Genomic DNA, 17,978 nt, shown 5'->3' with positions numbered 1-17,978 from the left:
AACAAAGCTTGTCATTCCTGCCTAGGCAAGAATCTCTTATAGGATATTAAGTTGCATAAAACCAATCATCAATATTATATTTACAAAAAGAAGGTATTTATATATTGGTGTTAATAGTAATTAAAACACAACAAGCCTTAAACAAAAAGGGCTTAACATTACAAATCAAGATTAAAAATGAGAAAAAAAAACATAATATTAATTTTACTAAGCTTTATTTCATTCTCATTATTCGCTCAAGAAAACAAGTCAGAAGCAGGTGGACCACCAAAACTTCCTGAACTTATCGGTTTTTGGAAAAAAGTTGAACTTCCTAATGAGGATAAACTAAATCAAGAAAACCCTTGGCCTCAAAAATATCAATGGTTTGCATTTTATGAAAATGGTAAAATTTACTCAATGATGTCTGATACAGATTATGACTATTCTGTAGAAGACTTAAAGAAAACATTTGGTGTTTTACCATCTGAAATGACACCTAACTATAAACTGGAAGGACAATTTTTAACCATTGACAATAAAGAAATTAAAAATTATCGAGAACTATGGGGAGTGAATTTATTCGCTATTGATATTAATGACTTTCTTAAAAAGGGGAATTTAATGATGACTTTGGACGATGGAAATGGGAATGTTATATATTATAGATTATTAAAAAGAATTGAATAACTACTTCAAACATCGTATATAAAAAATTGCTAGCTTTAACTAAAAACTGGTATAACTAACAAAAAAAATCCTGCCTACGCAGGAATGACAATACAATAATATGCTAACAATATTCAACGAAAAAGACATACAAGAGTTTGTAACCCCTCGTGAAGGCGAAACAAAATTAGGACAGTGCGTTGCTGTAATCGACTCTAAAAAAGAACTACAATTAGCTCTTGAAAACTCAACTGCAACTTTTGTTATTTTAGGAGTTCCAGAAGATATTGGTGTTCGTATGAATGGCGGAAATGGAGGCGCACATACTGCTTTTGTTCCTGCTTTAAAAGCATTTTTAAATACACAGCAGAATCAGTTTATTGACGGAAATAACATCCTAGTTTTAGGATATTTAGATTGTTTGGATGATGTATATAGTTTTGATGCTTCTGATAGAGAAAAAGGTGATTTATTAGTAAAAGCAATAGATCAAGAGCTTTCTAAACTTATCAAAACAATTGTTGAAAGTGGTAAAATTCCTATTATCATTGGGGGTGGACATAACAATGCTTACGGAAATATTAAAGGGCTTTCTGAAGGGAAAAATCAACCTGTAAATGTAATTAACCTAGATGCGCATACCGATTTACGTCGTTTAGAAAAACGTCATAGTGGTAACGGGTTTTCGTACGCCTTACAAGAAGGTTTTATTCAAAATTACTTTATGTTCGGGTTGCATGAAAACTATACACCTCAGTATATTTTTGAAATGATTCATGACAGTTTAAACCTAGAATACAATACTTTTGAAGAACTAGAAGTCTATCAATCTACTTCTTTTGATGGAGAATTACAACGCGCTAAAAACTTTATTCAAGAGCAGCCTTTTGGTATTGAAATAGACTTGGATTGTATTCAACATTTCCCAAGTAGTGCAATGACTCCGAGTGGATTTACACCACAGCAAGCACGTAGGTTTACACATTATTTTGGGAAACTACAAAACGCCTCATATCTGCATGTTTGTGAAGGTGCTCCCGCAGTAGTTAAAGATGAAATTGCTAACGGACAAGTTGGAAAATATATCAGCTATCTAATTTCTGATTTTATAAAGGCTAAAAGTAATTCATAAAAAGTTGTCATTTCGAACGAAGAGAGAAATCTTAAGAATGTTTATTTCTCAATTTTAAGATTCCTCCTCGTACCTCGTTCGGAATGACGAATTTCTTTTTTTTGACAATCGTCCTGCGATTAAAACAATTGCTCTTTTTTTACTTGCTCATATTCAGCAATTATAGCATCCAGCACTTCTTTCGCTGGTTTAATTTCGTGAATCAATCCTGCTACTTGTCCAATTTCTAGCTCACCATCATCTAAATTTCCTTCAAACATTCCTCGTTTAGCACGAGCACGTCCTAATAACTCTCTTAAATCTTCTATCGTTGGGTTTTGTTGATATAATTCTTGTATTTCTTGATAGAATTTATTTTTTACCAAGCGAACAGGCGCTAATTCTTTCAATGTTAAATGCGTGTCACCATCTTTTACATTTACAATTGTTTTCTTGAAGTTTTCATGTGCTGACGATTCTACAGTTGCAGCAAAACGGCTTCCTATTTGTACTCCATCTGCTCCTAATACCATCGCTGCTAACATACCTCTACCCGATCCGATTCCTCCTGCCGCTATTACTGGAATTTTCACTTGTTCTTTTACCATCGGAATTAACGTAAATGTTGTGGTTTCTTCTCGTCCGTTATGACCTCCTGCTTCAAAACCTTCACAAACTACAGCATCAACTCCAGCAGCTTCCACTTTTAAAGCAAATTTCACAGAACTTACTACATGCACTACAGTAATTCCTTTTTCCTTTAAAAAAGAAGTCCAGGTTTTCGGATTTCCTGCAGAAGTAAATACAATTTTTACACCTTCTTCAACAATGATATCCATAATTTTTTCAATATCAGGATATAACATTGGTACGTTTACTCCAAAAGGTTTATCAGTTGCTTTTTTACATTTTTGAATATGTTCTCGTAATACATCAGGATACATAGAACCTGCTCCGATTAATCCTAATCCGCCTGCATTAGATACTGCTGAAGCTAGTCTCCATCCTGAAACCCAAATCATTCCACCTTGAACGATTGGATACTGTATATTAAATAGTTTAGTAATTTTATTTTGCATCTCGTAAATGTACAATCATTAGCTAGGAAGCACAAAAAAACCTCGAGAAAATCGAGGTTTTATTTTATATTTTACTTAGATTGAAAGATTACGAAATCACTCCCGAGCCCAACAACTCTTCATTTTGATACCAAGCCACAAATTGTCCTTCTTGAATAGCAGATTGAGGATTTTCGAACTCAACATACAAGCCTTTTTCTACTTTATGTAACGTTGCTTTTTCCAAAGGTTGACGATAACGAATACGTGCTTCTACTTCCATCGTTTCACCAGTTTGTAATGCTAAATCTTCACGTACCCAGTGCAATTCTTCATTTGACACAAACAATACACTTCGATACAAGCCTTGGTGATTTTTTCCTTCTCCTGTATAAATAATGTTGGTATTTACATCTGTTTCGATAACAAATAACGGTTCTTTAGTTCCTCCAACTGCTAAACCTTTACGTTGACCTTTTGTAAAATAATGCGCTCCTTGATGCTTACCTACAACTTTTCCATCTTCTTTGTTGTAAGAAAACTGTGTAGAAAAGTAAGCTAACTCAGCTTCTTTATTCTCAAATTGAGGAGTTGTACGATTGTACTGTTCAAAATCTGTAGGAATTTGAATTATTTCTCCTTCTTTAGGCTGTAATTTTTGCTGTAAGAAATCAGGAAGTCTTACTTTTCCGATAAAACATAATCCTTGACTATCTTTTTTATCGGCAGTAATTAAATCGGCTTCTTTCGCTATTTCACGAACTTCAGGTTTTGTCAACTCACCTATTGGAAACAATGCTTTTGATAATTGTTCTTGTGATAACTGACATAAAAAGTACGACTGGTCTTTATTGGTATCCTTTCCTGCTAATAATTTATATACAGGCTTTCCATCAATAATTTCTTCTGCTTTTCTACAATAATGTCCCGTTGCTACATAATCAGCTCCTAAACTTAGTGCGATATTCATAAACACATCAAACTTAATTTCGCGATTACACAATACATCAGGGTTAGGTGTGCGTCCTTTTTCGTATTCGTTAAACATATAATCAACAATACGTTCTTTGTATTGCTCACTTAAATCAACCGTTTGAAAAGGAATTCCTAATTTTTCAGCAACAATCATTGCGTCGTTACTATCTTCTAACCACGGACATTCATCGGAAATAGTTACTGAGTCATCGTGCCAGTTTTTCATAAACAGCCCAATAACTTCATACCCTTGTTCTTTTAGTAAATAAGCTGTTACACTACTATCTACACCTCCTGAAAGTCCTACTACTACTCTTTTCATTTTGTACTTTTGAAGCTGCAAATTTACGAAATAATAAATGTTTTTATTATGGAAATATTTGATGGCATCATTATAAAAATTGATGGACTCAAGTATACCTGAGTCCATCATCATTTCTTATAAACTTAATTTTGTATCTACTATCTCTAGCTGTTAATTTTTGGGTATTGAATGTACGGTTCTTTTTCTTTTATCGGTAACGACTTCTCCATCCATATAAAACTCCCATTTACCGTCTCTTTTTCCGTTTTTATACATCCCTTTTTCTTTTAGGTTTCCTTTTAAATCGTAGTATTTACCTTCACCTTCAAGTTTTCCATCTACATAATTAACTTCTTCAATCATAATACCTGAATCGGTAAATATTTTAGACATTCCGCTTTTTTTCCCTTCTTTATAATAGGTTTCTTCGGTTAGTTTTCCGTTTCTGTAATAATTTTTTACTACTCCATCTAACTTACCATCCACATATTCTTCTTCTGAAAATAATTTTCCATCAGTAAAATAATACGTCCATTTACCCACTCGCTTTTTCCCTATCATCCAACCTTCTGTTTTCACTTTTCCTTTTGGGGTGAAAAATTGAACAAAAGCACTATCAGATTTTGTTGAAAACTCTTTAATCATAGACGGAACACCATAAGAATTTGGTTCATAAAACTTAAAAGTTCCTATTTCTTTACCGTTTTTGAATTGTCCTGTATATCGAACATCGTTTTTATCTTCGTCATAATATTTTTTCCAAACTCCATCTCTCTTCCCGTTAGCATCTAACTGATTTATTTTTTGTGCCTGCGCAGTGCTTATAAAAAATGCTGACAATAGAAGTGCTGTTGAAAATATCCTGTTTATATTTATCATGCTATTATTTCTTTTACTATTCAAATTTACATAAACCATACCAATATGAATGCTGATTTTTTAATTTCTGTTTTAAATGACGTTGATACTGCTGCTAGAATAAACAGAGAAAAAGCTTCAAATATTGTATTACAAAATCCAATACTAGTAAAAAACTTAGTAGAATTTACTTTTGATGTCGATAATAAACTATCCATCAAAGCTGCTTGGGTATTGGAATGGATTTGCACTCACCACGGAATTGAGTATATTCTTCCTTATTTAGAAATTTTTACTCAAAATATTTCCAAAGTACACTTTGATAGTGCTGTAAGACCTTGTGCTAAAATTTGTGAACACTTAGCTATTGCGCATACTTCTAAGACAGAAAATAAAGTCCAGCAACAACTCACTCAAAAACATATAGATTTAATTATTGAAACTGGATTTGACTGGTTAATTACCAATCAGAAAATAGCAGTTAAAGCTTACACCATGAATACTTTATACTTATTAGGTTTACAAAAAGACTGGGTACATCCTGAATTGGAACATGTTATTCGTACTAAAGTGATTCATGAAAGTAAAGGTTGTAAAGCTAGAGGAAGACACATATTAGAGTTGATTGAAAAACAAAAAACGAGGTGAAACACCTCGTTTTTTGTTTATATTTTTCTTGACTTTAAAAGATAAAACTTATAATTTTTATCTGTCTTTAATTTATCATACCACAACTTGGCATTGTCTTTATCTTCTAATTTTTTATAAGCTACAAAATGTATGAAATCAAATAGTCCTTTATTTTCAGATGCTATTTCCGATTCTTTAAATTTATTTTTTAAAATCTCTAATACTTTTTCGCTTTTTCCTCTTAATAGCAATCGATAAGCATCATCTAACAAATCTACTTTCTGTTCGTATTTTTCTTTATACTCTTTTTTGGTTGAAAGCTTTTTAACCATTCGTAAATAGTTTGATGCTAAATTCATGTAATCATTCTCTACATCGTCATTTACATAAATAGATGTATCATAATATTTCTCAGCTATAGACATTGCAGCTTCTGCATTAGGCTCTTTATTAAAGCTTGCATAATCTGATTGAAGAGCAGACGTATTAATTGTAAACTTCTTCAATACTTTTAACATTTGGCTTTTATCTTTATAACCTGTTTCGTTATAAATAACCTCACCATTAGCATCTACAATTAATACATACGGAATTCTATTTGCTGAATATTTATTTGATACCTTCCTAAAAACATCAATATCAATTTTTAAAGGCACGAATCCATTTAAAAGCTCTTGTATTTCTGGTTGATTCCATGTATCAGACTCCATTTTTATACAAGGTTTACACCAAGTAGCCCAAAAATCAATTACAATTAATTTATTGGTAGCAATAGATAGTTTTTTGGCATCTTCAAAAGAAGTCATCCATTGAGTAGCATTTGACTGTTGAATAACAGCCACGAAAAACACAATAGAAAGAATGATTTTTTTCATAATATCAATTTTTTAGCATTAATTTTTATGCAATAGTAAAAAAAGTTCACTATTCTTCCAAATTCGTAGGTTTTCTGTACCCTTGAAAAGGTTGCTTTAATAACTCTTTTAAACTAGAGTTCTTTTCTTCATCGGGAAAGGTATCTACACCATACACTATTTTTTCTCTATCTAGTTCCATATAGGTTCCTAATAAGCGATCCCAAATAGAAAAAATATTCCCATAGTTAGAATCGGTATAGGGTAAAAAATTATGATGATGGACTTTGTGCATATCTGGTGATACAATTACATAACTTAATACTTTATCTAATTTTTTTGGCATCTTAATATTAGCATGTGTTAATTGCGTAAATACCAATGACATTGATTGATACAACATAATTATACCTATTGGGGTTCCTACTAAAAAAACGCCTAGCAAAGTAAATGTAAAACGGATAACGCTCTCTATCGGGTGATGTCGGTTTGCAGTGGTAGTGTCTACCTTATGATCTGAATGATGTACCAAGTGTACCATCCACAAAGGTTTTACTTTATGCTCTACCAAATGTGCTAGATAAGCTCCGAAGAAATCTAAAAACAATACCCCTAATAACACATACAACCACAACGGCATTTCTGGTAACAAATTAATCAAGCCAAAATTAGTTGCTTGTACCCAATCGGCTGTTTTTAGTAATAAAAAAGCCAAAACGAAATTGACAATTACCGTAGTTGCAGTAAAAAACAAATTAGGCCATGCATGCTTCCATTTATTATATTTAAAATTGAATAACGGTACAGCACCTTCTAGTAGCCAAAAAAAAGCAATTCCACCTACTAAAATAATACTTCTATGACTAGAAGGAATTGTTTCAAAATAATGTATAAGGGTTTCCACAATGATATATTTTCTCTAAAAATAGAAAAAATATATGATTTTCTTCCTTTCTACTTTACTGAGGCAACCTTTTTTTAAGTTCTTCTACAATCCTATAAGTAGCAGGACAAACCTCTGTGTTTTTAATCGTCAAATCAGCTAACTGAATAAATTTCTTGCGATTGGTATGTGGATATTCCGAGCAGGCTTTCGGGCGCACATCATAAATAAAACATGTATTATCAGACTCGTCTAAAAAAGTACAAGGAGCAGATTGTAACACCATAAAATTGTCTTCATCTCTTCTTAAATACTGCTTAGTAAAATCAACCACCTTCATTTTAAAGTGCTTTGCAATGCGCTCTATATCTTTTTCTGTAAAAATAGGTGATGTCGTTTTACAACAATTAGCACATGCTAAACAATCAGTACGCTCAAATTCTTCATCATGCAACTCTTGCATTAATAAATCTAAACGCTTTGGTGTACGCTTTTTTAACTTTTGAAAATACTTCTTATTTTCTTGTAAAGCGTCATTCGCTAATTTCGATAAGTTTTCTAGGTCTTTATCCATACCGCAAAGGTACAAAAGCAGTATTGAAGTATGCTATAGAAGTGCTTCAAAAAATCATGGGTGAAATCGTGGGAATAAAAAATTAAAAACACTAATTTTGTCCGATAATCTAAAAAGAACCAATGAATATTCAATCGTTAATTGAAGCGAAAGTAAAAGAAGGATTTTTAGCCTTGTATGATGTAGAAATTCCTAATGTAGAATTTCAAGCAACCCGTAAAGATTTTGAAGGAGACGTTACTGTTGTTGTCTTCCCATTGCTACGGTACAAAAAAGGAAACCCTGTTCAAATTGGTGAAGATTTAGGTAAATACTTAGTTGAAAACATCAACGAAATTAATAGCTACAATGTAGTTAAAGGTTTTTTAAACTTGGTAGTTCATGATTCTTTCTATGTAAACTTTTTTAATCAAATAGCTGCTGATGCAACTTATGGCTTCGTAAAAGAAGACGAAACAGATGCACGTATGGTAGAGTATTCTTCCCCTAACACGAACAAACCTTTGCACTTAGGACATGTTCGTAATGTTTTATTAGGATATTCGGTTGCTGAAATTTTAAAAGCTGCAGGACATAAAGTTTACAAAACACAAATTATCAATGATCGTGGTATCCATATTTGTAAGTCAATGTTGGCTTGGGCTAAATTTGGAAATAACGAAACGCCTGAATCTACAGGATTAAAAGGTGATAAACTAGTTGGTAATTACTATGTAAAGTTCGATCAAGAGTATAAAAAAGAAATAGCTGAATTAGTTGCCAAAGGAATTTCTGAAGACGACGCTAAAAAACAAGCTCCACTTTTTGTTGAGGCACAAGAAATGCTTCGTAAATGGGAAGCTGGAGATAAGGAAGTTGTAACTCTTTGGGAAATGATGAATGGATGGGTATACAAAGGTTTCGACGTTACTTATGAAAACATCGGAGTTAACTTTGACAAACTATACTACGAAAGTAACACCTATTTATTAGGAAAAGATATTATTGAAGAAGGACTACAGAATGGAGTTTTCTACAAAAAAGAAGACGGTTCTGTTTGGTGTGATTTAACTGAAGAAGGTTTAGATGAAAAGTTAGTTTTACGTTCTGACGGAACTGCAGTGTATATGACCCAAGATATTGGTACAGCTGTACAACGCTCTAAAGATTTCCCTGATGTAAATGGAATGGTATATACTGTAGGTAACGAACAAGATTATCACTTTAAAGTATTATTCTTAATCTTACAGAAACTAGGATACTCTTGGGCGAAACAATTATTCCACTTAAGTTACGGAATGGTAGATTTACCTTCTGGAAAAATGAAATCTCGTGAAGGAACTGTAGTTGATGCCGATGATTTAATGGATGAAATGACCGATACAGCTCGTCAAATTTCTCAGGAATTAGGAAAGCTAGAAGGGTATTCAACAGAAGAAAAGGAAGAGTTATATAAAACTATCGGATTAGGTGCTTTAAAATACTTCATTTTAAAAGTAGACCCTAAAAAGAGAATTTTATTTGACCCACAAGCTTCGGTAGATTTCCAAGGAAATACAGGACCTTTCGTTCAGTATACCTATGCAAGAATTCAGTCTATCATACGTAAAGCTGATTTTGACTATTCTTCATCAGTATCGGTAGAATTACACGAAAAAGAAAAAGAACTCATCAAGCAATTAGAGCAATATCCTGAAGTAATTCAACAAGCTGCTAGCAATTATTCTCCTGCTGTAATTGCGAATTATACCTACGACTTGGTAAAAGAGTTCAACTCATTCTATCAAAATGTATCAATTTTAGGAGAAGAAAATCAAGATAAAAAAGTATTTAGAGTTCAGTTATCTAAAAAAGTAGCTGACACTATAAAATCTGCATTCAAATTATTAGGAATTCAAGTTCCTGAAAGAATGTAAAAAATTAACAAACAACAAGTAAAAAGTAAACAACATGAAATACGACGTACTAATAATCGGAAGCGGTCCTGGAGGTTATGTAACTGCAATTAGAGCATCTCAATTAGGGTTTAAAACCGCTGTAGTAGAGAAAGAAAACTTAGGTGGAATTTGCTTAAACTGGGGGTGTATTCCTACCAAAGCTTTATTAAAATCTGCTCAAGTGTATGATTATTTAAAACATGTTGATGAGTACGGTTTAAAAGCAGAAGCTATCGATAAAGATTTCGAAGCTGTAATTAAACGTAGTCGTGGTGTTGCTGAAGGAATGAGCAAAGGTGTTCAGTTCTTAATGAAGAAAAATAAAATTGATATCATCGACGGATTTGGTAAGGTAAAACCTGGAAAAAAAGTAGATGTTACCGATAAAGATGGTAAAGTAACTGAGTATTCTGCGGATCATATTATTATTGCTACTGGAGCTCGTTCTCGTGAGTTACCGAGTTTACCTCAAGACGGTAAAAAAGTAATCGGTTACCGTGAAGCGATGAGTTTACCAACACAACCTAAATCGATGATTGTTGTAGGTTCTGGTGCTATTGGAGTTGAGTTTGCTCACTTCTATAACTCAATGGGAACTGATGTAACTGTTGTTGAATTTATGCCAACAATTGTTCCTGTAGAGGATAAAGATGTTTCTAAACAAATGGAACGTTCTTTCAAAAAAGCTGGAATTAAAGTGATGACGAGTTCTTCTGTAGAGTCTGTTGACACTTCTGGTGACGGAGTAAAAGCGACTGTAAAAACTAAAAAAGGAGAAGAAGTTTTAGAAGCAGACATCGTATTATCTGCTGTTGGAATTAAAACTAATATTGAAAACATCGGTTTAGAAGATGTTGGAATTATTACTGATAGAGATAAAATCTTAGTAAACGACTGGTACCAAACTAACATTCCTGGATATTACGCTATTGGTGATGTAACTCCTGGTCCTGCACTTGCACACGTTGCTTCTGCAGAAGGGATTACTTGTGTTGAGAAAATCGCTGGATTGCATACTGAAACTATTGACTACGGTAACATTCCTGGTTGTACCTATGCTACTCCTGAAATTGCTTCTGTTGGTTTAACTGAAGAGCAAGCAAAGGAAAAAGGTTACGAATTAAAAGTTGGAAAATTCCCATTCTCTGCGTCTGGTAAAGCAAAAGCAGCAGGTACTCCTGACGGATTTGTAAAAGTTATTTTCGATGCTAAATACGGTGAATGGTTAGGATGCCACATGATTGGTGCTGGTGTAACTGATATGATTGCTGAAGCTGTATTAGGTCGTAAATTAGAAACTACTGGTCACGAAGTATTAAAAGCAATCCACCCTCACCCAACTATGAGTGAAGCGGTTATGGAAGCTGTTGCTGATGCTTATGACGAAGTAATTCACTTATAAAATATAGATATTCAGATTATTGAATTTCTAGATTTTAGAAAACACATAAAGATAGACAAACCTCACCAAAATGGTGAGGTTTTTTTTATATTTGAAATATGAAAAAAATATTCACACTATTCGTTTTATTATGCTGTTTTTATTCTTGTAAAACAGAAGAAAAGAAAGCACCAGTAAATCCGTTAACAGTTCCTTTTAACGAACGTCCAGCTCCTCAACTTCCAAATGCTAACAATAGTACTGTTAATATTATTGGAGGAGCACATTATATATGTCCTAAAAATTGTGAAGGAGGTACATCAAGTATCCAAGGTACCGCTTGTCCTGTTTGTAAAACTCCTCTTGCTCATAATCAAGCGTTTCACAATTCTCAAAACACGAACTCAAACACACCAATATCAACACCTATAGCTCCAACTACTACTAGTGGACCAAATGCTTCTGGACAATATCATTATACTTGTACTAATGGTTGTGCCGGTGGTGGAGATGCTGCTGGAAAGTGTAACAGTTGTAATGGAGATTTAGCGCATAACGCTGCTTATCATCAGTAAAAAAGGAAGTACACAACTAGAGAACCATTTAATCTCTATTTATTTATCAGACTTAAACATTAGGTTCTCAACCTTAAAATATACAAAGCTCACCATTGGTGGGCTTTTGTTTTTTCAATAATTACATTTTTTAAAATACCTTAATTAAAACCATTATAAATTACAGTTTAAACAACGATTAAACCAAAAAAATATACATTTCGGAATGATTATTGTAAAAATTTAAAACAGTAACATAATACCATTACTATGAAAAACTATCTACAAAACAGTTTAACATTGGGGGGATAATTGTTATAGAAAAAGAAAAAACTCGAAGCTGCTAACTTCGAGTTTTGTTTTATCTAATTTATAATAACTAATTATTATCTAATTAACTTCTTGTATTTGATACGTTTTGGCATTAAATCGCCTCCTAAACGTTTCTTTTTGTTCTCTTCATAATCAGAGAAAGAACCTTCAAAGAAATACACTTGGCTATCTCCTTCGAAAGCTAAAATATGTGTACAAATACGATCTAAGAACCAACGATCGTGACTAATTACCACAGCACATCCTGCAAAATTTTCTAAACCTTCTTCTAACGCTCGTAAGGTATTTACATCTAAATCGTTTGTTGGTTCATCTAATAACAACACGTTACCTTCTTCCTTTAACGTCATAGCTAAGTGTAAACGGTTACGCTCTCCTCCTGATAATGTAGATACTTTTTTGTTTTGCTCATTTCCTGAGAAATTAAAACGACTTAAGTATGCTCTAGAGTTCACTTGCTTTCCTCCCATCATCACTAAATCCTGACCTTCTGAGAAGTTCTCCCAGATAGTTTTTTCAGGATCGATATTTGAATGCGACTGATCTACATATGCTATTTTAGCTGTTTCTCCAACAGAAAAGTTTCCAGCATCAGGAGTTTCTTCTCCCATAATCATTCTGAAAATAGTCGTTTTACCTGCTCCGTTCGGACCAATAATACCTACAATCCCCGCTTGTGGAAGATTAAATTCTAAGTTTTCGTATAATAATTTATCTCCATATGCTTTAGAAACACCTGTAGCTTCTATTACATTGGTTCCTAAACGTGGACCATTCGGAATGTAAATTTCTAATTTTTCTTCCGTTTGCTTTTGGTCTTGGCTCATTAACTTTTCGTAGTTCTTCAAACGTGCTTTTTGCTTTGTTTGACGACCTTTAGCTCCTTGACGAACCCATTCTAACTCTCGCTCTAAGGTCTTTTGACGCTTAGAAGCAGTTTTACTTTCTTGTGCTAAACGTTGAGATTTTTGATCTAACCAAGAAGAATAGTTTCCTTTCCATGGAATACCTTCACCTCTATCCAGTTCTAAAATCCAACCTGCTACATTATCTAAGAAATAACGGTCGTGCGTTACCGCAATTACCGTTCCTTTATATTGTGCTAAATGATGCTCTAACCAATGTACCGACTCAGCATCTAAGTGGTTGGTAGGCTCATCTAATAATAAAATTTCTGGTTCTTGTAATAATAAACGACATAATGCTACACGACGACGCTCTCCACCAGATAATACTCCGATCTTTTTGTCTCCTTCAGGCGTACGTAACGCATCCATAGCTATTTCTAACTTGGTATCTAATTCCCAAGCGTTAGAAGCGTCAATCTTATCTTGCAACTCCGCTTGACGCGCCATTAACTTATCCATTTTATCTGGATCAGAATACACTTCTTCTAATCCAAACATGTCGTTTATTTTGTTATATTCATCTAAAATAGCAACCGTTTCTGCTACTCCTTCTTTAACAACCTCTAAAACAGTTTTTTCTTCATCTAATTGCGGTTCTTGCTCTAAGTATCCAACCTTATATCCTGGAGAAAACGTTACATCTCCCTGATAGTTCTTTTCTACCCCTGCAATAATCTTTAATAGTGTAGATTTACCAGAACCGTTTAAACCTAAAATACCAATTTTAGCCCCGTAAAAGAAACTTAAATAAATATCTTTTAAAACTTGTTTTCCTGTACTTTGATAGGTCTTAGAGACCTTATTCATTGAAAAAATGACTTTTTTATCGTCGCTCATTTTCTTGTATTTTCTTAATTAAACTCTACCTTTAAGGGCATTAAATACCCATGCATTTGCAAAAAAACCTAAACCAACAGCACCAAAGCCATATCCAGCTATTTCATCATACTTGAATATTGCTAATCCAATAAGTAATATTCCCATTAAAATCATTATAAGCGTTGCCCAACCTAGGACAGTGTTTTTGTTCATTGCCATAATTTACTTTTTTCAAAAAAATTGTGAGCCACAAATATCGGTAATTATTTACACTTATTCATGTTTATAATACGCATAAAAAAAGTCCTGCGTGAGCAAGACTTTTTTAGTGATTTTAAATTTATATAAAACTAAATTTCAGCAGCTAATCTGCTTCCTTGATTTATCGCTCTCTTTGCATCTAATTCTGCAGCAACATCCGCACCTCCTATTACATGAACTTTCATCCCTTTAGCTTCTAATGGCTCTAATAATTCTTTAAAAGGTACCTGACCTGCACAAATAATTACATTGTCTACTGGTAACACTTTTTGTTCTTCATTTTGAATATAGTGCAATCCTTCATCATCAATTTTTGTGTATTGTACTTCATTAATAAACTGTACTTTTTTCTTTTTTAATACAGAACGATGAATCCAACCTGTAGTTTTTCCTAAGTTACCACCAAACTTTCCTGAACTACGCTTAAACATAAATATTTCTCTTGGAGAAGGATGAATTTTAGGTGTTACACCTTCTATTCCTGCACGTGCTTCTAACTTTTTATCAATTCCCCATTCTTCTAACCAAGTATCAATATTTAAAGAAGTACTTTCTCCTTCATGAGCTAAATATTCAGATACATCAAATCCGATACCACCTGCACCAATAACAGCTACACGCTTACCAACAGGTTTCTTTAATTTTACAACATCTATATAACTCAATACTTTTTCATGCTCTATTCCATCAATTCTAGGAGTTCTTGGAGTAATTCCTGTCGCTAGAATAACCTCATCAAAATTTGCATTGTATAAATCTTCTGCAGAAACTCGCGTGTTTAATTTTACATCTACTTTATGTAACTCTAACTGCTTGTTAAAATATCTAATTGTTTCGTAAAATTCTTCTTTCCCTGGAATTTGCTTTGCAATATTAAATTGCCCTCCTATTTCTGAATCGGCATCAAACAAAGTTACTTGATGCCCTCTTTGAGCTGCTACTGTTGAAGCTGCTAAACCTGCTGGACCTGCTCCTACTACTGCTATTTTTTTCTTTTTTGAAGTCGGATTATAGTTCAATTCCGTTTCATGGCAAGCTCTCGGATTTACCAAACAACTAGCCACTTTCTTCTGAAAAGCATGGTCTAAACAAGCTTGGTTACAAGCTATACAAGTGTTTATTTCATCTACTCTTTCTTCTTTTGCTTTGTTTACCCATTCTGGATCCGCTAAAAATGGACGAGCCATAGAAATCATATCTGCATGACCTTCTGCTAACACTTTTTCAGCAGTTTCTGGCATGTTAATTCTGTTGGAAGTCACCAATGGAATAGACAACTCCTCTTTCATTTTTTTGGTAACCCAAGTAAATGCTGCTCTAGGAACCGATGTTGCTATAGTTGGTATTCTCGCTTCATGCCAACCAATACCTGTATTGATAATGGTTGCTCCAGCTTTTTCTATTTCTTTACCTAATTGTACTACTTCTTCCCAAGAACTTCCTTGTTCAACCAAATCTAACATTGACAAACGATAGATGATGATAAAGTTTTCACCTACTGCTTCTCTAATTTTACGCACCAATTCAACAGCTAAACGGATTCTATTTTCATATTCTCCTCCGTACTCATCAGTTCTTTTATTGGTTCTTGTAACAATAAATTGATTGATTAAATAACCTTCAGATCCCATGATTTCAACTCCATCATACCCTGCTTCTTGCGATAACTTTGCGCAGTTAACAAAATCTTTTACTGTTCTTCGTATTCCTGATTGTTTTAACGCAAATGGTTTAAACGGTGTAATTGGCGATTGAATTTTTGAAGGAGCTACATTAAACGGATGATACCCATAGCGACCTGAATGCAAAATTTGCATACATATTTTCCCGCCTTCTTTATGCACTGCTTCTGTGATTACTTTGTGCTCACGTGCATGTTTTTTAGTACTCATACGAGCAGAAAAAGGCGCAGTCCACCCCTGAATATTAGGCGAAATTCCTCCAGTAACAATCAACCCTACTCCACCTCTAGCACGTTCAGCATAGTAAGCAGCAATACGTTCTATTCCGTTTTTTTCTTCTTCTAAACCCGTATGCATAGACCCCATTAACACTCGGTTTTTTAAAGTAGTAAAACCTAGGTCTAATGGCTCAAAAATATGTTTGTACTTCATTATTCTAGTATTAAAATATTATGCACGCATAATAAATGGCAAGATACGATTTTTTGGAAAACAAAAAACTCGAAGTTTACATCTTCGAGCTTTATATTTTATTATCTACTAAAATGGAGTTTTTGAATCATTTCAGGAGAAAGGGAATCTGAATACATTCCGTAAGCATCAACTAAAACACCTTTAATTCCTTGTGAAGTTTCAATGGCATAAACAACCGAATTATCACCTGCACTACTCATACCTTCAAAACGATATACCTCAACTACTTCAAAAACTTCTGGTGAATAAACTTCTTTGGTTGTTTTACTTTCTATTTGTGTATAAGTGAGGTTAAAATCATGCGTAAAGCCTCTTTTTTGTAAATCATTTAAGGCTTCTGAAAGTGTGTCGTATGTATACATAATTGTAATCTTTTTAGCTCACTTTTAAAGATACAACTTTTAAATTACAACCTCAATTATAGCTATAAAAAAGGAGTAAAAAACGGTGATTACTGTCTTATTTTATCTAACAAATTACTAAGCTGCGTTGCTTCCTCTTCCGTAAGGTTATCAATAAAATCTAAATGTAAGTTTTTATCAATTTCTTCCAATAACTCCTCTCCTTTCTTAGTAATATTAATGTAAACTACTCTTCTATCATGTTCGCAACGTATACGATTAATTAAGCCTTTCTCACAAAGTTTATCCATTAATCTTGTAGCATTTGGCGCGCGTTCAATCATTCTATCCTTGATTGTTTGCACTTTAATTGCTTCTTTAGCTCCTCTTAAAATACGTAAAATATTAAATTGTTGCGAAGAGATACTGTATTGTTTAAAAAACTCATTCTCTTTACTACTTACCCAATTCGCAGTATATTTTATATTGATAAATGCTTTAATTCTATCATTTGGAAATTTGGAATTGATGTCTTTTGAAATATCGCCCATAGTTTTGGTTATTGGCTGTTTGCTCTTAGCTGTTAATTAATAACAAATGTGCTAGCTACTACTAACTACCCTCTTAATTTTAAATCTTGCATTAATTTGTTAAATGTATCTGATGTTGGTGTTAAGTACACTTCATCATCAATAAATAAAGTTGGATACTTTACTTGCCCTTCATACAATTCTTTACTGTGTTCTCTAGCTTCTTCATCTATAGAAACATCTTTGTATACAAAAGGTACTTCTGCAGAATTTAAAAAGTTCTTGTAAGCTACAGTATGCGCATGACCTTTTCTTCCGTATAAAACTATCTTCATTTTAATCTCCTTTCTTTTTGCAAAAATACAACAACCCTTAATTATTTACCAAGGAAAATAACTCTATTTCAAATAATTAAATGGAATATTTTTCACTACCCTTTTCTATAGGGAATATTATCCTTTAAACTCAACTTTTACATGAGCTCCATCACAGTAGGGTTTATTTTGAGAGGCACCGCACCTACAAAAGGCCGTTGTTTTACTTTTCTTTTCAACCTTTCCATCAGAATTGGTAACATGTAATGTTCCGTAAATTAATAACGGACCATCTTCTAAAGCTTCTACTTTTGTTTCAGTATGTGCAGCTGCTTGACTCCCTTCCTTTTTAGATATATAGGATAATGCTCCTGACGGACATTCTTCTACTTGCTTTTTTATTTTATCAGTAGAAGCTCCGTCCATATTAATCCAAGGTTTATTCTGCGGATTGAATACTTGTATTAATCCTTTCCAACATTTTTTAGAATGGATACACTTATTGGGTTGCCAAACTACAGTAATATCATCATTACTGTACTTTTTAATAATTTCTTTAGCTCCTGACAT

At 33.3% G+C, this 17,978-nt stretch carries 19 protein-coding genes; 6 read left to right on the top strand and 13 right to left on the bottom strand.

What is annotated here, in order from left to right:
- Window positions 1-177 precede the first annotated feature (177 nt).
- Window positions 178-669 (top strand): hypothetical protein, encoded by a 492-nt coding sequence (locus ACKTSU_RS05685; RefSeq protein WP_408035403.1) that lies wholly within the window; start codon window positions 178-180, stop codon window positions 667-669.
- A gap of 100 nt (window positions 670-769) precedes the next feature.
- Window positions 770-1,780, top strand: coding sequence for a formimidoylglutamase (locus ACKTSU_RS05680; protein WP_408035401.1), 1,011 nt, complete (start codon window positions 770-772; stop codon window positions 1,778-1,780).
- Between the two features lie 119 nt (window positions 1,781-1,899).
- Here ACKTSU_RS05680 and ACKTSU_RS05675 read toward each other — a convergent pair whose 3' ends face one another.
- The 3 genes from ACKTSU_RS05675 to ACKTSU_RS05665 all read right to left on the bottom strand — a co-directional run bounded on the left by ACKTSU_RS05675 (window position 1,900) and on the right by ACKTSU_RS05665 (window position 4,975).
- Window positions 1,900-2,838 (bottom strand): NAD(P)H-dependent flavin oxidoreductase, encoded by a 939-nt coding sequence (locus ACKTSU_RS05675; RefSeq protein WP_408035400.1) that lies wholly within the window; start codon window positions 2,836-2,838, stop codon window positions 1,900-1,902.
- A gap of 88 nt (window positions 2,839-2,926) precedes the next feature.
- Window positions 2,927-4,114 carry a tRNA 2-thiouridine(34) synthase MnmA gene (gene mnmA / locus ACKTSU_RS05670; protein ID WP_408035399.1) on the bottom strand — a complete coding sequence of 396 codons (1,188 nt, stop codon included), beginning with the start codon at window positions 4,112-4,114 and terminating at the stop codon, window positions 2,927-2,929.
- 153 nt (window positions 4,115-4,267) lie between these two features.
- Window positions 4,268-4,975 carry a toxin-antitoxin system YwqK family antitoxin gene (locus ACKTSU_RS05665; RefSeq protein WP_408035398.1) on the bottom strand — a complete coding sequence of 236 codons (708 nt, stop codon included), beginning with the start codon at window positions 4,973-4,975 and terminating at the stop codon, window positions 4,268-4,270.
- Between the two features lie 45 nt (window positions 4,976-5,020).
- Between ACKTSU_RS05665 and ACKTSU_RS05660 the strand changes: the two genes are divergently transcribed.
- Entirely contained in the window at window positions 5,021-5,602 is a 582-nt protein-coding gene (locus tag ACKTSU_RS05660; protein ID WP_408035397.1) for an adenylosuccinate lyase, read from the top strand.
- A 17-nt stretch (window positions 5,603-5,619) separates the two neighbouring features.
- On the opposite strand, the gene ACKTSU_RS05655 is transcribed toward ACKTSU_RS05660, so the two are convergent.
- From ACKTSU_RS05655 to ACKTSU_RS05645, 3 genes are read right to left on the bottom strand one after another with little or no spacing between them, the layout of a single operon-like run.
- On the bottom strand, window positions 5,620-6,459 hold the full coding sequence (locus ACKTSU_RS05655) for a thioredoxin family protein (RefSeq protein ID WP_408035396.1): 840 nt from the start codon (window positions 6,457-6,459) through the stop codon (window positions 5,620-5,622).
- 49 nt (window positions 6,460-6,508) lie between these two features.
- Window positions 6,509-7,342, bottom strand: a complete 834-nt coding sequence (locus ACKTSU_RS05650; RefSeq protein WP_408035395.1) for a sterol desaturase family protein — start codon at window positions 7,340-7,342, stop codon at window positions 6,509-6,511.
- Between the two features lie 55 nt (window positions 7,343-7,397).
- A complete protein-coding gene (locus ACKTSU_RS05645; RefSeq protein ID WP_408035394.1) occupies window positions 7,398-7,895 on the bottom strand; it encodes a YkgJ family cysteine cluster protein in 498 nt (165 codons plus the stop codon).
- 122 nt (window positions 7,896-8,017) lie between these two features.
- Between ACKTSU_RS05645 and argS the strand changes: the two genes are divergently transcribed.
- The 3 genes from argS to ACKTSU_RS05630 all read left to right on the top strand — a co-directional run bounded on the left by argS (window position 8,018) and on the right by ACKTSU_RS05630 (window position 11,767).
- On the top strand, window positions 8,018-9,790 hold the full coding sequence (argS, locus tag ACKTSU_RS05640) for an arginine--tRNA ligase (RefSeq protein ID WP_408035393.1): 1,773 nt from the start codon (window positions 8,018-8,020) through the stop codon (window positions 9,788-9,790).
- A gap of 34 nt (window positions 9,791-9,824) precedes the next feature.
- Window positions 9,825-11,213 carry a dihydrolipoyl dehydrogenase gene (lpdA, locus tag ACKTSU_RS05635; RefSeq protein WP_408035392.1) on the top strand — a complete coding sequence of 463 codons (1,389 nt, stop codon included), beginning with the start codon at window positions 9,825-9,827 and terminating at the stop codon, window positions 11,211-11,213.
- A gap of 98 nt (window positions 11,214-11,311) precedes the next feature.
- On the top strand, window positions 11,312-11,767 hold the full coding sequence (locus ACKTSU_RS05630; RefSeq protein WP_408035391.1) for a hypothetical protein: 456 nt from the start codon (window positions 11,312-11,314) through the stop codon (window positions 11,765-11,767).
- Window positions 11,768-12,132: 365 nt separating this feature from the next.
- On the opposite strand, the gene ettA is transcribed toward ACKTSU_RS05630, so the two are convergent.
- The 7 genes from ettA to ACKTSU_RS05595 form a co-directional block, all read right to left on the bottom strand.
- A complete protein-coding gene (gene ettA / locus ACKTSU_RS05625) occupies window positions 12,133-13,824 on the bottom strand; it encodes an energy-dependent translational throttle protein EttA (protein WP_299002582.1) in 1,692 nt (563 codons plus the stop codon).
- Window positions 13,825-13,842: 18 nt separating this feature from the next.
- On the bottom strand, window positions 13,843-14,019 hold the full coding sequence (locus ACKTSU_RS05620) for a CAL67264 family membrane protein (RefSeq protein ID WP_231517298.1): 177 nt from the start codon (window positions 14,017-14,019) through the stop codon (window positions 13,843-13,845).
- 137 nt (window positions 14,020-14,156) lie between these two features.
- On the bottom strand, window positions 14,157-16,181 hold the full coding sequence (locus ACKTSU_RS05615) for an oxidoreductase (RefSeq protein WP_408035390.1): 2,025 nt from the start codon (window positions 16,179-16,181) through the stop codon (window positions 14,157-14,159).
- Between the two features lie 101 nt (window positions 16,182-16,282).
- Entirely contained in the window at window positions 16,283-16,585 is a 303-nt protein-coding gene (locus ACKTSU_RS05610) for a phosphoribosylpyrophosphate synthetase (protein WP_408035389.1), read from the bottom strand.
- An 89-nt stretch (window positions 16,586-16,674) separates the two neighbouring features.
- Window positions 16,675-17,115 carry a MarR family winged helix-turn-helix transcriptional regulator gene (locus ACKTSU_RS05605; protein WP_408035388.1) on the bottom strand — a complete coding sequence of 147 codons (441 nt, stop codon included), beginning with the start codon at window positions 17,113-17,115 and terminating at the stop codon, window positions 16,675-16,677.
- A 65-nt stretch (window positions 17,116-17,180) separates the two neighbouring features.
- Window positions 17,181-17,429: a glutaredoxin family protein gene (locus ACKTSU_RS05600; RefSeq protein ID WP_274633511.1), complete on the bottom strand. Its 249-nt coding sequence runs from the start codon at window positions 17,427-17,429 to the stop codon at window positions 17,181-17,183.
- 117 nt (window positions 17,430-17,546) lie between these two features.
- Window positions 17,547-17,978: a (4Fe-4S)-binding protein gene (locus ACKTSU_RS05595; protein WP_408035387.1), complete on the bottom strand. Its 432-nt coding sequence runs from the start codon at window positions 17,976-17,978 to the stop codon at window positions 17,547-17,549.

The sequence above is a fragment of the Tenacibaculum aestuarii genome (assembly GCF_964510395.1).
Taxonomy (GTDB): Bacteria; Bacteroidota; Bacteroidia; order Flavobacteriales; family Flavobacteriaceae; genus Polaribacter; species Polaribacter aestuarii.
This window is presented reverse-complemented; position numbering and strand designations above follow the sequence as displayed.